Source organism: Okeania sp. SIO2F4 (assembly GCF_010672385.1).
Classification (GTDB): Bacteria; Cyanobacteriota; Cyanobacteriia; order Cyanobacteriales; family Microcoleaceae; genus Trichodesmium.
In genome coordinates this window covers 1-15,575 of the sequence record NZ_JAAHGT010000126.1, presented here as the reverse complement: position 1 = coordinate 15,575, position 15,575 = coordinate 1, and the positions used below count along the sequence as shown (strand labels likewise).

The window sequence follows — 15,575 nt, the reverse complement described above, 5'->3', positions numbered from 1 at the left end:
ACGGCGAAATATTAATACCTCTCCCCCAACCCCTCTCCTACGAGGAGAGGGGGGAAACTCCCCGAAATATTAATTCTCCTTGTCTAAATGCTAGCTAATGAAGACCTCTCCCCCGACCCCTCTCCTAGGAGGAGAGGGGGGGAAACTCCCCCTTCCCTTGCAGGGAAGGGGGTTGGGGGGTTAGGTTTTACCCACAGTGCTTTTCATAATTTAGCAGACCACAAAGTAGGGACATTCCATGGAACGTCCCTACAGATTTATCATTTTTTTGATGTGGTTAATTGACCTAAAAACCATTATATGGTAATAAATTCACTCAATAAAATCCGGATAATTACTAGATCCTGCGTCCGCAGCGACTGGAACGGAGTGGAAGGAAGCAATCTCAGGGGTCTCCCGAGATTGCTTCCTATAGTCGCTGCGGACAAATGTTCAACTGGATTCTATATCAGAGATTACTTTTGACTTAAAGAAAGCGATCGCCACAACATGATAAAATATAACATTATATAATTCTATAGACTATATAACTAACTATGCTACAAACCACCAAAAAAAAAGATGTTCAAGTTGTCATAATTGCTGAAGACACAAAAGTGCTACGGTCTCGCACTTGGGATAGACTAAAATTTGAAGTGGAATATTCCCTCCAAAAAGGTACCACTGCTAACTCCTATCTCATCCAAGCAGAAAAAACTGTAGTTATCGACCCCCCTGGTGAATCATTTACTACAAATTATTTAGAGTCTTTGCAAATACGTCTTGATTGGCATCGCCTTGATTATGTGATTCTGGGTCACTTTAATGCTAATCGTGGAGCTACCCTTAAAGCATTGTTAACAGTCGCACCTCAAGTTACCTTTGTCTGCTCAAACCCCGCAGCTTTAACTCTCAAAGACTATTTCAAAGATGAAGAGTTGAAAATTAAGATAGTTAAAGGAGAGGATACTCTTGACTTAGGTGGTGGCCATCAATTGCAGTTTATCACTACTCCGACTCCTAAATGGCCAGATGGTCTGATGACTTATGACCCCCAAACTCAAATTTTGTTTACTGATAAATTTTTCGGCGCTCATGTCTGCGGAGACCAAGTTGCTGATGAAGGATGGAGTGTCTATAGCGAGGATAGACGCTTTTATTATGATTGTCTCCATGCTGCTCAGGCGAAACAAGCACTTTCTACCCTAGAAAAAATTTCTCAGTTAACTGTGAAATTCTATGCTCCCGGTCACGGGCCGATGGTACGCTATGGGATGATGGAGTTAACCAGTCTGTATCGGAAGTGGAGTCAGGAACAAAGTTCGCGAGATTTGAATGTAGCCTTGCTTTATGCTTCAGCTTATGGTAATACAGCTACTGTTGCTCAGGCGATCGCTAGAGGTTTAACTAAAGCGGGGGTAGCTGTAGAATCAATTAATTGTGAGGTTGCCACATCTGAAGAAATAAAGGAAGTAGTAGAAAAATGTGATGGGTTTATTGTTGGTTCCCCTACTCTTGGTGGTCATGCTCCAACTCAGATTCAAACAGCTTTGGGTATTGTATTGAATACAGTTTCTAAGGATAAATTAGCAGGAGTATTTGGTTCCTTTGGTTGGAGCGGTGAAGCAATAGATTTTTTGGAAAGTAGGTTAAAAGATGCGGGTTATAAGTTGGGTTTTGAACCTATTAGAGTAAAGTTTAAACCAGATGATGTGATGATTCAAACTTGTAAGGAAACTGGTATTGATTTTGCTCAAGCTTTGATCAAATCCAAAAAACTTCGTGCTCCTAAACCTTCGGGGGGTGGTTCGGGAAGCGATCGTACTGCTCAAGCGGTGGGAAGAGTTGTAGGTTCTTTGTGCGTGATGTCTGCTAAACGTGAGAATGTCACCAGTGCTATGTTAGCTTCTTGGGTATCTCAGGCAACTTTTAATCCTCCTGGTATAACTATTGCTGTTGCTAAAGACCGCGCTCTGGAATCTTTGACTCATACGGGGGATAAATTTGTCTTGAATATATTAGCTGAGGGAAAACAATTAAGAAAGCATTTTCAGAAGTCTTTTGCGCCAGGAGAAGATCGTTTTGCTGGAGTTGAGACAAAGGAAGCTAATAATGGTTGTCCGGTTTTGACAGGTGCTTTAGCTTATTTGGAGTGTAAGGTGGCAAACCGGATGGAATGTGGCGACCATTGGTTGGTTTATGCTGTGGTGGAGAATGGTCAGGTATTGAATGATGGGGTGACTGCCGTTCACTTCCGCAAATCAGGCAGTCATTATTGAGATAGCTATCAGCTTAAGCAAAATTGGTAGGGTGCGTACTTACGGCTAAAATTTAGAATGTGAAAAGCATTTAACAATCCGTCGTAACGCACCATTTTAGGTGTGTCGGTCTACTGCTATATTAGACCAATTTGATAAATGTTTGTTACAAATAGGTAGGGTATTTTTTAGGAGTCAGGAGGATCGAGTCAGGAGTCATAATGAATAGCTTCGATGCAATTTTTTAGTTCATAAATCATCTTTTTAGTCAAAGGAACATCTCCTGTAAAATCTTTTTATCGTCCTTATTATTCGTAACATTATTTTTTCATGCATGGTATTATATAGAATCCGGTTATAGAGTATATGTTGATAATTCTATCCAGACTTTCTTGCCTTCAATCTCCCAATCTCCCCTTTTCCCCACACGGACCACACGGACCACCCCCAAATATATGATAAGTATTCAACTAGATTTGATATTAGACCTCTGGTGGAAAAGAGGGAGTAGGGAGTAGGGAGCAGGGAGTAGGGGGAAATAATTAATTATTTCTGTACGATAATTTATTTTATTTTTAATTATTGGAGATGTCTATTATTTACAACTAGATTTGGCTTTTTTATAGTTTTTCTCCGCCAAATACCTATTTGTCTACTAAAAATACAAAGAGTAGCACCGATCCAAAAAATTTCTAAAAAAGATATAAATGTGTGATATTTCATTTTTTCTTATGGTTAAATAACACTATTTAATATTATGTCTGGATGAACAGTCATAAATAATTAGAACTGATTTTCAAAACTTGGACTGACTCACCCGCAGCAATCAAAGTTTCATTCAATGGTACAACAGCTAAACCTGTAGTGCCAGCTAAATTAATTAAATTTCCCGAACTGTGACTACCGACCGCAAGTTGAAACTCATAGCCATCATTCCCTAAGTTTAGATTACCCCAGAGATAAGTTTCTCGTTTACCATTAGAGCGTAAATCTTGAAGCGATCGCGCAGCTACAAACTCAGGTTTCCATGCAGTTTGCTCGACTCCAGCTAACTTTTTCAGTCCAGGTTGCACAAAGCGCCAAAAACTAACCAACGCCGAAACAGGATTTCCTGGCAAACCAAAATATAAACATTGAGTATCAGAAAATTTAGCAACAGTTAAGGGTTTTCCAGGTTTAACCGCCACAGAATGAATATGAATTTCTGCTCCTAACTCTGTGAGAATATCCTCAACATAATCATAGTCTCCTACTGATACTCCACCAGTAGAAAGTAAAAAATCTGTAGTTGTGACAGCTTTAGCAATAGTCTGTTTCAAAATTTCTCGTTCATCTGGCACAATACCAAATCGTATTACTTCCGCACCCATCTGAGCAACTGCCACAGCTAAAGCATATTGATTTGAGTCTACTAACTGACCTGGTTGTAGGGGTTGCTCTGGGGTAACTAACTCATTACCAGTAGAAATAATTCCCACCTTTGGTCGCCGATAAACAGGGATTTTCGGACATTGAAGCGCTGCTAAAACAGCTATTTCAGTAGCACTGAGACGAATTCCAGGGTTGAGTAAAGGTGTATTTGCTTGATAGAATGAACCTTGATATCTTACAAATTCTTGGGGTTGGGGAGTTTCTAAGATCAGCACCCTGTTACCTTCCCTTTGAGTTACTTCTTGCATGACCACTGTATCTGCTCCTGGAGGTATACAAGCACCTGTAAAAATACGAGCTGTTTGACCAGATATAATTTGCTGTTGAGGTTGATACCCAGCAGGAATTTCTTCTATAATTTCCAAAGATACAGGATTTTCTGGACTACAGTCTTTGACATCTGTAAATTTTACTGCATAACCATCCATTGCAGAATTATCCCAGTGGGGAAAATCTAGTTGACTGCTGACTGGTGTAGCTAATATTCGCCCCGATGCATTTAATAGGTCTACTATTTCTACATCCCTCTGAGAATCTAAGGGTTGTACTAAATTCAAAATGATTGACTCTGCTTGGTTGACTGGTAGCATTTTTAATCTCTAGAGTTTGGATTATTTCTATTATAGATTGTATTTGAAATTATCTCTCCATTATCTAAAGTTTTATTGTTCTAGGGAACACTTAACTGGGAACGGGGAACAGGGAATATAAAAGTAGTCTTATGAGTGTACCTCAGCATCCTCATGCATTGCTGTAAGTTGTGTAAGTCCCATTAATTGCTATAGCAATCCTATTTTATTCTTGTCAAAAATCTTGCCACTTTTTGGTATGGAGGTTTGGAATAAATGCTCAACGGGTAAGAGTTTCTGAGATACTGTTGGCGAAACTTTCCCCCCCAAAATAAGGAAGCAACTTGACAAAAAGTAGCATATTTGGTTAAGCTGTAGCATAGCAAAACCCAAGCAAAAATCAAAATTAAAAATAACGTATTATAGAGATACAGCAATTCTAAAACTCTAACTAACCCTCTTATACCAATTCTTGAAAATAGGACTACAGATAGTATGATAATTAATGCTCCCTCTTCCGTCATTTTTGTTGATAGCAATATTGCTGACTACCAATCTCTAGTTAACAGCGTTGAACCCGGGACAGAAGTAGTTGTCTTGGATACCAACCGCAATGGTGTCGAGCAAATTACTGAAGTATTAGCTAACTACGATAATTTAGATAGCGTACAAATTCTTTCTCACGGAGATTCAGCCGTTTTACAGTTGGGAAATAGCAGCCTAGATAACGGTAATATTGAGAGCTATGAAAACCAATTGCAACAGTGGGGAAAAGCCCTAAGTGAAAATGGTGATATTCTTTTATATGGTTGTAATGTCGCAGAAGGTGAACAAGGACAAGCTTTTATTAATCGCTTGGGAGAGATTACCGCAGCAGATATTGCTGCCTCGGAGGATTTGACGGGTAGTAGCGATCTGGGGGGAGACTGGGTATTAGAAGCCACGACGGGATTTATCGACTCACCTCTAGCGTTTCAAGTAGAGGCAATGTATGCGTTTAATTCTGTATTGCAGACTTTTAGGGTTACTAACGCTAACAATAGTGGTGCGGGTTCTTTACGACAAGCCATTCTAGATTCGGAAAACAATAATAATGGCGGTACAAAAGACATCATCCAAGTAGATGAAGGTTTAACTATCAATTTAGCTGATAGTCTGCCAACTATTAGCGAGGATGTTGAGATCCGAGGTAACGGTGTTGTGATTAATGGCTTGGATCGACATCAGATTGTGGCAATTAATGGAGAAAGCGACGATACCCAAATAATCTTATCCGATCTTTCCTTAACAGATGGTCGTGTCAGGGGTCGTGTTGGAACTGCTGGCGGAGGCGGTGGCTTAGGTGCTGGTGGTGCTTTGTTTATTAACAACGGTACGGTAATTGCGAATAACGTTGATTTTACTGGCAATAGTGCCGTTGGTGGCAATAGTGGCCCTGGAGCCAGAGGCGGTAGTGCTGAGAGAACGGGTGAAAATGGAGGTCGTGGGGGAATTGCCAATGTAAATGGTACTGCTTTTGCTGACAGAACTCGTGCCGATGGTGGTAATGGTGGTGCTCGTGGAAGAAGAAATGGTCAGAGTGGCGGTAGTGGTAGTGGTGGTGAGGATGGTACCTTCGGCAATGGCGGAGGTGCTGGCGGAGGCGGTGGCGGAGGCGAATCTGGTGGATTAGTAGAAGGCAGAGGTGGTAATGGTGGTGATGGTGGTGATGGTGGTTTCGGTGCTGGAGGCGGTGCTGGAGGCGGTGCTGGGTCGAATCCCAATAGAAGAAGAAGAAGAAGAACCGCATTAGGAGGTGACGGCGGTAATGGTGGAGAATTTGGCGGTGATGGCGGAGATGGTGTTGATGTCCCACCAAATGGAAGTAGAGGTCCAGCTGTTCGCGGTGGCGGAGGTGCTGGACTAGGCGGTGCTATATTCGTCCAAAATGAAGCTGAGTTAATCTTGCTCAACAGCAATTTTTCTGGTAACTCAACTGCTGGGGGGAATGGTGCCAACAATGGTCAGGCAAAAGGTCGTGACATTTTTGTTAGGGATAATGCTACGGTTTCTCAGGCTAATACCAATGTTGCTACCGGAAATAACCTAGATAATGGTCGCGTCTTTGGTGACATCAGCAATTTTCTTCTGCCCACAATTAATCTAGCTCCAGGAGATAATTTATCAGAAATTACCCAGGGCGGTTCTTTTAATCTTTCCCTAAATAGAAGATTACCCATAGATTTAATCGTTAGCTACACCGTTACGGGAACAGCTACCAATGGCGAAGATTTTGAAATTCCCAGTAGCGTTACAATTCCTGTGGGAGAAACACAAGGTTCTATCGATATTGAAGTAATTGACGATCGCCTTTTCGATCCCGATGAAAATATCATTGTGACCTTAGAAGATTCTCCACTTTACAATCTCGGTGATTTTATTTCTGCTGAATTAGATATTGTGGATGACGAGCCAGATATTAGCCTCGATGCGAGAAATGCAGTAGAAGGGGAGAATAACGGTCAGTTTATTTTTAATTTAGAACCCAATGCTCCTGAAGGTCGTCAGTTAAGCTTTAGGATTACTGGGGGAACAGCAGAACTAGATACAGATTACAGGTTGCTCAATGCCGATGACGAGCCTATCTTTAGCGATGAAGAGGGTAATTTTTTCCTCGATATTTCTGGTGAAGAACGAGTTGTGGTTCAAGTAGATGCCACAGGAATTTCAGGGGGAATTCCCGATTTTGACGATTCTGCTGCGGAAGGAAATGAGACAATAGAAATTACTCTCAATCCTAGTGAAGAGTATGGTGGTGGTGGAAATACGATAACTGCAAATATTGTTGATAATGACAGTCCTCCTACAATTGACGTTGTTGCGGAAGATGATGCTACTGAAGAGAACTCTAATCCTGGTGTTTTCGAGCTTAATTTCTCCAATCCCTTACTCAGTAATGGCAATGAAAACGATGATGAGGATGCCATCTTTAACTTTACTATCGGTGGAGATGCTACGCGAGGAGAAGACTACAATTTAGTTTTAGTTGCTAATAATACGGAGCGAGATATTATCGGCAACAGTTTCTCTTTACCAGAAGGTACGACTACTGCCAGAATTGAAGTCAGACCCATTGATGACAATAATGAAGAACTCGATGAAAACGTTACTTTTACCCTAAATGAAGGAGAAGGATACGAACTAGGGGAAACTTCAGCAGAGTTAACTATTGTAGATAGCGGTAGGGATGATGCGGATAATGTAGTAGGGGTGCAAATTATTGAATCCCAAGGTTCGACTAACCTCATAGAAGGACAAACTACAGATAACTATACGATTGAGTTAACCAGTGAACCTACTAGCGATGTCACTATTAATTTTGCTACTGATACCACTCAGGTAGAGAGTATTGATTCCATTACTTTTACTCCCGAAAACTTCAACATCAGGGAAAATATTACGGTGGTTGCTGTTGATGACGATATAACTACAGAAAACCGGACTTCGGTTATTTCCCATACTGCAACGAGTGATGATGCTGCTTATCAGGGAATTACCATTAATGAAGTTACTGTCAATATTAGCGAAAATGATGTTCCTGGGATTGTGATTGCCAACGGAAATAATTTCAGCATCACCGAAGGTGCAGCAGGGGAAATCTACACTATTGCTCTAGCAACCGAACCCACAGCAGATGTCAATATTAGTTTTGACATTAGCGACGATATCGAAGCCATTGCACCCATAACTTTTACTCCAGATAACTTTGCTACTCCTCAAGAAGTTACCGTTACTGCTGCAATTGATGATGAAGTAGAAGAAACGGAATTTCAAAACATTGCTCACGTTATAGAAAGTGACGATCCTGTTTATGATGGTTTGTCAGTACAACCTCTTCCCATTGCCATTAACGAACTCAGTTTCGATAATATCGAGACAGCAGGGGGGTTAAATAACGCCCTAAATTCGATTCAAGATTCGATTGATGCTCAGTTTCGAGCCATTGAATTACCCTTTGTTGGTTCTATTGAAACTCTCGCACCAGATCTAATCGGTAGTTTCCAAAATACCTTAATTAATCGGGTGCAGACTGGAGGGGTATTAGACGTAGAGAAACTTGGTGGGTTAGTTGAAGAAACTATTGAAGAAATTCTAGAAGTTGATGTGGAAGCGAGCGCAACCCTCTCGGAAGAAGAAGCCACTTTCGATATTACAGTTGCCAAAGAATTTAACCTGGCAAATCTGGATCTAGATGCGGATTTAGGTTTACCAGGACTGGGAATTGATGTTGATGGTAGTGTCGATCTCAATTTTGATTACCAATTCGATTTGGGGTTTGGCATTAACCAAGAATTCGGTTTCTTTATCGATACAGAAAAAACCAACTTTACCGCAGGAGTCGATCTTGGTTTGAGTGATGATTTCCAAGCAACGGGGAATCTAGGCTTTTTGGAACTCGATCTAATCAATGATGAAGAAAACTCCACGTCTGTCGGTGCTGATTTTACTCTAGGACTCAATGACATCGATAATAATCAAGATTCTGATGCTGGGGAAAATGTAGATAATGATGAAAATTCAAATACTGGCGAAAATTCAGATGAAGAAGAAGATATAGATGGCGATCGCCTGACCAGCACAGAACTAAGCAATGCTTCTTTCGATGACTTATCTAACCTCTTTAATCCCAGTGCTTCGGCAAGTGCCAATCTTGGTTTAAAAGCCGTTACGAGCATCCAAGCGGATACTGCTTTTCCCAGTATTAATTTCGATTTGGCAGGGGAATTTGGCTCGTTTACGTTTGAAGAGGGAGAAGCAGTTGGCGATTTTTCACCTACGATCGCCTTTAATAACGTGCAACTAGATTTAGGCAGTTTTCTATCCGACTTTGCTCGCCCCGTAATTGGTAATATTAACAGCATCATCGATCCTTTTCGTCCTGTAGTTGATTTTCTCAATACCGATACGGCAATCCTCAACGATCTGAGCATTGCGGATGGTTTGGATGGCAATGGTGATGGTGAAATTAGCGTCATCGAACTCGCGATTGGTATTGCGGAATTGACGGGTAATCCTCCCAACGCTAGATTTCAGGAGGCTTTCGACCAAATCAGCGAACTGTTCGCTCTGTCAGATGCTCTCAATGAATCGATCGCTGGTGATGAAGGCATCCTCATTGATGTTGGTTCTTTCGAGTTGGGTAATTTTGATCCTAGCGATCCCGATGCCGATCCGAGTGAAGTTGAAGCAGATCAAACCGACTCCGCACCAGATTTAGACCAACAACTCGATGATGCTCCCGATGATGGTAGCGGAGATATCCAGAAAGCAAATACCAATAGGATACTTAATAACGATAATTTCGATATTCCTTTAATTAACAATCCCTTTAGCGCGATCGACTTACTCTTGGGTAAAGATGTCGCACTCTTTACTTACGATCTTCCTGCATTAGAAGTTGGATTCGACGTACAACAAACGTTTCCCATTTTTGGCCCGATTAGCGGTTTGTTAGAAGGGGATTTTAATGTCGCTTTGGACCTCGCTTTTGGCTTCGATACCTTTGGTTTCAATCAATGGTCTGCTAATGATTTCGACCCCTTAGAATCCTTCAGAGTCCTCGATGGTTTCTTTGTCAGCGATCGCGAAAATCCAGACGGTACGGGGGAAGATATCGATGAGTTGGTTGCTACCGCCACTATTGCAGCAGGATTGGGTGTAGACCTTTTAGTTGTTTCGGGGTTCCTCAAAGGAGGTTTAGAAGGTATTATCGGTCTGGATCTGATTGATGGTGGGGAAATCAACGGCACGGATGATGGAAGACTGCGTGCTTCGGAGATTGCCGATCGCATTTCTACACCATTTGAACTGTTCCAATTAAACGGTATCGTTAACGCCTTTTTGGGTGCAGAAGTTAACTTGTTTCGTAGGACGGTATTCGAGCAACGAATTGCCACTTTCCCCCTCGCTGAGTTTAGTGTCGGGGGTAAAGGCAATAGTTTTAGTAGCGTTATAGATGGGGTAATTTCTGGCGGTACGGTCTTCTTTGATGCCAACTTCAATGGCATTCAAGACCCCAACGAACCCGTTACCATTAGTAATGCCGATGGTAGTTACGATCTCGATATACCATTCTCTCCCTTCGATCTTAATAGTAATGGTGTCATAGATCCCGAAGAAGGCAGAGTGGTTATTGTTAACGGCATTGATATCTCCACTTCCTTACCTCAAACCGCACCGATTATTACTACTCCCAATGCGACTGTTGCCACACCTTTAACTAGCTTGGCTGCGGAAATTGCTGAACCCGATCTCGAAGCAGCACAAGCAGAAGTAATTAATATTTTCGGTTTATCAGAAAATAGCGATTTATATAATGATGACCCCCAAACTTCCGAAGTATCGGTCTTGGGTTTACAATCTCAACTGCAAAATCTGATTATTTTAGCTACCCAAACTATCGGTGCGACTTCTTTAACAGGGCAAACCATCAATGGTAGCGACATTCTGACTCAAGGTGGTCTGATTTATCTCGATAACAATAATAACCAACAGTTTGACGATGGCGATTTAGAAGTAGTTCAAGCTGATGATGGTTCTCGTTTCTTCGATGTTAACGACAACGGAGAATTAGATAATAACGAAGTTTCTTCTACAGTAAATGAAGCACAAATTGCCAGTGCTATTATTCAAGCAATCGCCGATAGCGCTAGCAATGGGGAAGCAGCCGATCTTACCGATGCCGATACTGTAAATGCTATTATTAACGAGGCTTTAACCGTTGCCATCGCCGAAGATCCCAATACCAATCTTAATGAAAATGCTATTTCTCAATTGACCGCAAGCATCGTGGAGAAAAACCTCAAGATTGATGGTATATTAGGTAAAGCTTTCCTTTCTGAAGCCGAACAAAGACAACAAATTAGCGGTCGCTATGTCTTTATTGATGCTAACGATAATGGGATACAAGATATAGGCGAACCTTCTTCTTTAGTAGACGAAACAGGAGCAGACGAGCTAGACATCACTCCCTTTGACACCAATGAAAACGGTCTGTTAGACGTGCGCGTTGTCGTCGAAGGAGAATCCCCAGATTTTGTCTTTGTAGATAGTAATGCCAACGGCGAATTCGATCCTGACGAACCCTTCTCAGTTGTCAATCCTAGCGGTGACAACAACTTAGAAATTGATTTTATTGATAATAATGGCAACGGTGTACAAGATGAGAACGAACCCTTCTCGATCGCTTATCCTCTCAATCCCGATGGTACTGAAGTTGTAATTTCTCCTTTCGATCTTAATGATAATGGGGTTTTAGAAGTAGGAGAAGACAATAACAATAACGGTATCTTAGATCCAGGAGAAGATAATAATGAAAATGGTGTCTTAGAATTAGACGAACTAGGACAAGTAGTGCTTGAAAGTACGCCTGTAGATCGATGGTCGTTTGTAGATAGTAATAGCAACGGAGAATTCGATCGCGGAGAACTTTTCTCTCCTGTCTTTGATGATGGCACAGACCTGCTCGACCCTTTTGTCGAACCTGCTACAGTATTTGTCGATAGTACAGAATCTCCAGAATTAGCTGGTGGGTTCCAACATCTAGTCATCAATCCTTTAGCAACCATCTCCCGTCTGCTTGCCGAAGCTACCGATACGGCAGTAGCTCAAGACCTAGTTAAAACCGCATTAGGACTACCAGAAGATGTGGATCTGCTCAACTTCGATGCTTTACAAGCAGCCTCTAACCAAGACCCCAACTGGCTAGAAGTCTATGCAGCACAAGTTCAGGTGCAAAATACCCTCGTCCAAATAGAGGCGGTAACGGGAGTTTCCGAAACCGAAATTGTTGAAGCACTATCAAATGAAATCGCTAACTCTGAAAATCTCGATTTGAGCGACTCAACTCAACTAGAAGAAATTATCAACGAACTTGCTCCCGAATTAGCAGATAATACTGTTGATGGTGCAGCAGAAATCATTACTGAAACTAACGAACGCATTGATGATATCGCTGACGATGGCACGATGGGCGATCGCGAAAAATCGATAGAAATCGTCCAAGTACAGCAAGTAGCGCAAAGCGATGACCCAGAAGGTCTAGTAGAAGATTTACTAGAATTAGGAACAGAAGAGGAAAATGTTGAAGAAATTGTTGATGATAATACAGGAGAAGAACTTACCGAACAAATTGAAAATACAGAAGAAATAGACCCTACTATCCGTCCTGACTTTAGCAATAGTCGCCCCATCGCTGAACCAGATTTTGCAAATACTGATATTGCTACATCAGTCACGATAAATATTTTAGATAACGATAGCGATCCAGAAAACGATGCAATTGAAATTGTAGATATTTTTGCCTCTGATAATGCGGAAGTAGTTATTAACCCAGATAATACCCTTACCTACACTCCCAATAATGGTTTTGCAGGAGAAGACATTATCTTCTATGCTATTCAAGATAGTAACGGCAATGTTGATAATAATATTGTCACTGTGACAGTTAGACCTGATGGAATTTTCCTTGAAGGTACTGGTGATAATAATATTCTTAATGGTAGTGAAGGTAACGATACATATATTGGCCGAGGAGGTAACGACATAATCAGGAGTCATGGAGGTGACGATAACCTGAGTGGCGGTCTTGGTGAGGATACTTTGGACGGTGGTGCAGATGATGATAATATGAATGGAGGCAGTGGAAGCGATCGTATGCTTGCTGGGTCTGGCGACGATCTATTGATAGGTCGCCCCGGTAACGATATCTTGTTAGGAGGTGAAGGTGAAGATACTCTAGAAGGAGGTATTGGTCGCGATCGACTCAACGGTGGACCAGGAAACGACCAACTCACAGGAGGAGGTAGTATTGACCGCTTTATCTTTAACACTAATCAGGAATTTCAGACTGAGGATGTAGGTATAGACACAATTACTGATTTTTCCAAAACACAAAGAGATATTATTCTCCTAGACCTGACAACTTTTAGTGCTATCAACAGTGAACCAGGAACAGGTTTCAGTATCGCCAGTGAGTTTGCAACAGTTACTGGTGATGAATCAGCAGAAAATTCTAATGCAGTCATTGTCTATAACAGTGAAAATGGTAATTTATTCTATAACCCCAATGGTAGTGAAGCAGGTTTCAGCGATGGAGGTCAATTTGCAACTTTGACAAATACCCCAGAGTTAGAAGCAGAAGATTTCTTTCTGAGAGGTTAGCGATCGCTCTTTATGGGTTTTAGGTAGATGAGAGAAACAACCCCTACCGCGATGCCTCCTTGCGCGTCAAAGGTAGTCCCAACAGTTTGACGATTGTGGGAAAAATCCACCTCAAAAAATAGGATTCCACCATTATTTAGGTGGATTACTAGGAGAGAGCGAAAGGAAAAACATATCACGAACATTGCCAATAATTCTATTGGAGTTTGGGCTATATTTGGGCTTAAAAGTTGTGTAATATCATGTCCGCTTAATTAATCAGGACTTACGCAAAATTTAGAACTATACGCTATCTGTAGGGGTTATTCGCGAATAACCCCTACTAGATGTGGTGGTTATGCGTAAGTCCTGTAATGATAAAAAAAATTTTCCTCCCAAACCTTCTTTCTTCCTCCTGAGTCCTGAGTCCTGACTCCTTCCTAATTATTTATCACTGTTCATCCGGACATGATATAAGTCCCGTTAGAACAAATTATCCCATAGCGGAGTTTCCCCTTTCAGGGGTAGCTTATATCATCTATTCTCAACTCAGGTAAAACATATCAGTAGGAACTTAAGCTAATTCATACTAATTGGATCAAATTTCGCATTTTTTATAAACCGACAACTCTATTATTTTTTACCAATTTCACAACAATCTTGAATCGGATCGTCAACTAAATCATCATACCACTTACCTAATAAAATCTTGAATCTATCCTTTATCCCTGGATCGTTAGGATTACTCCGACGTAAGTTTACTAACTCGTTAACACTCTCAGGCAACAAACTATTCTCCTGATAAATATCAATCTTGTCTATAACAGTTTCAGCAGACCCTAACTCACTATCGTTTGCTTCATCCCTGAATATTATGCCATCAACGATAACCTGCTTATTGTCTCCACAATCAAAAGTAAATTCCCAATTATAGAAGTTTTCTAAAGGTGGAGCAGAAGAAGGTAATTGCCAACTAATAAATCCTGGCTTGGATTCAACATTAAATTTAGTTTCATAAATAATTTTATCGCTCTCATAGTAGTCCTTTAAAACAAAATTAATACTACCAGAACGAGGAATATACAACCAAAAAGTGGGATGACTTGCCAAAGTTGCCACAGGGTCTTGTTCTGCAGGAATCAGAACTAAGAAAGGCTTTTTGTCATTAGGATTACACTTGCCACCGCGAGCACCACGAGTACCTCCGCCACTGGTACTATCCGAATCAGGGTTCCCCCCTCTATCCCTCGCCACTTTATCAGGTTCTGTAACTCCAGCTTCTTCTCTAGTATCTGAAGTTTTTGAAATGGCAAATGTACTTTCCAATATTGGAGTAGATTGATTGTATTTACCCACTTCTTGAGATACGGTAGCTTCCTGAAAAAGTCGATCGAATTCCTCTATTTTCCCGGACTGTTGTGCTAGGACAGGTGTTTTGGTTTCTACTGCTACTGATTTAGCTATTCCTACACTTAGACCACAGATGCTAATAATAACGGCAGCAAATTGTTTGATTTTCATTATTTTCTCCCCTAAAAAAATTGTTTGTCTAATCAAGAAATGGATAAACTTAGAGAACCCCGATAGCTCTAAACTTGTGTCTTAGTTTCTTCTAAATTAGCAGCAACTTTAATTCCTAAGACTGATAACATTCTGATAACTTCTGCTCTAATAATTAGGCGTTGTTGAATTAAGGTATTAATGTATTAGGACTTACAAAAATAAGGTAATTCTGTGATTGCGAGAGACAGCGTTTGCGTTTTATCTGCGTAGCAAATTAGCCCATTAAGATAGCTATCTCAAATGCGTAAGTCCTGTGTATTCAGGAATAGATTCACCCTGTGAACTGAAGGTAGTAAATTAACAGGTAAGTCTAATGTTTTAGCATCTCTACTGAGAATAACAGAAAGTCTGGAGATTTGTATTTGATATAAATTATACTTCAATGTCTATTTCCCCCCTACATTTGTTTTGTCTACTTCTTACTCTTACTCACTATACTGGTCTCCATCAGGAATATATTTGAGATTAGTTTGAAGCCATCGGTAACATCAAAGAAGTATTACCTGTATACTAGCAGTAGGGGTGTGGAACACTATACGATCGTCCCTATCAATTATCAGTTAATGGAGGCGGACTTCTCTCAAAATTTATGAAA

Annotated in this window: 4 protein-coding genes and 1 pseudogene; 3 read left to right on the top strand and 2 right to left on the bottom strand. The window is 40.9% G+C overall.

What is annotated here, in order from left to right; genetic code table 11:
* Positions 1–536: 536 nt before the first annotated feature.
* Positions 537–2,258, top strand: a complete 1,722-nt coding sequence (locus tag F6K22_RS10725) for a diflavin flavoprotein (RefSeq protein WP_293096914.1) — start codon at positions 537–539, stop codon at positions 2,256–2,258.
* Between the two features lie 752 nt (positions 2,259–3,010).
* Here the strand turns inward: F6K22_RS10725 and F6K22_RS10720 are convergent.
* Complete coding sequence (locus F6K22_RS10720; RefSeq protein WP_293096911.1) at positions 3,011–4,258, bottom strand: molybdopterin molybdotransferase MoeA; 1,248 nt, start codon at positions 4,256–4,258, stop codon at positions 3,011–3,013.
* Positions 4,259–4,732: 474 nt separating this feature from the next.
* Here F6K22_RS10720 and F6K22_RS10715 point away from each other — a divergent pair, with 474 nt between their 5' ends.
* Positions 4,733–13,438, top strand: coding sequence for a DUF4347 domain-containing protein (locus F6K22_RS10715; protein WP_293096909.1), 8,706 nt, complete (start codon positions 4,733–4,735; stop codon positions 13,436–13,438).
* Between the two features lie 27 nt (positions 13,439–13,465).
* Positions 13,466–13,645, top strand: a pseudogene (locus F6K22_RS10710) (IS701 family transposase); the annotation flags it as partial.
* A gap of 405 nt (positions 13,646–14,050) precedes the next feature.
* Here the strand turns inward: F6K22_RS10710 and F6K22_RS10705 are convergent.
* Positions 14,051–14,938, bottom strand: a complete 888-nt coding sequence (locus F6K22_RS10705; protein ID WP_293096906.1) for a DUF928 domain-containing protein — start codon at positions 14,936–14,938, stop codon at positions 14,051–14,053.
* Positions 14,939–15,575: the final 637 nt, after the last annotated feature.

Bases quoted from the DNA above. Each gene is read 5' to 3' on its own strand.
- F6K22_RS10725 (WP_293096914.1), top strand. From the start codon at position 537: ATGCTACAAACCACCAAAAAAAAAGATGTTCAAGTTGTCATAATTGCT.
- F6K22_RS10720 (WP_293096911.1), bottom strand. From the start codon at position 4,258: ATGCTACCAGTCAACCAAGCAGAGTCAATCATTTTGAATTTAGTACAA.
- F6K22_RS10715 (WP_293096909.1), top strand. From the start codon at position 4,733: ATGATAATTAATGCTCCCTCTTCCGTCATTTTTGTTGATAGCAATATT.
- F6K22_RS10705 (WP_293096906.1), bottom strand. From the start codon at position 14,938: ATGAAAATCAAACAATTTGCTGCCGTTATTATTAGCATCTGTGGTCTA.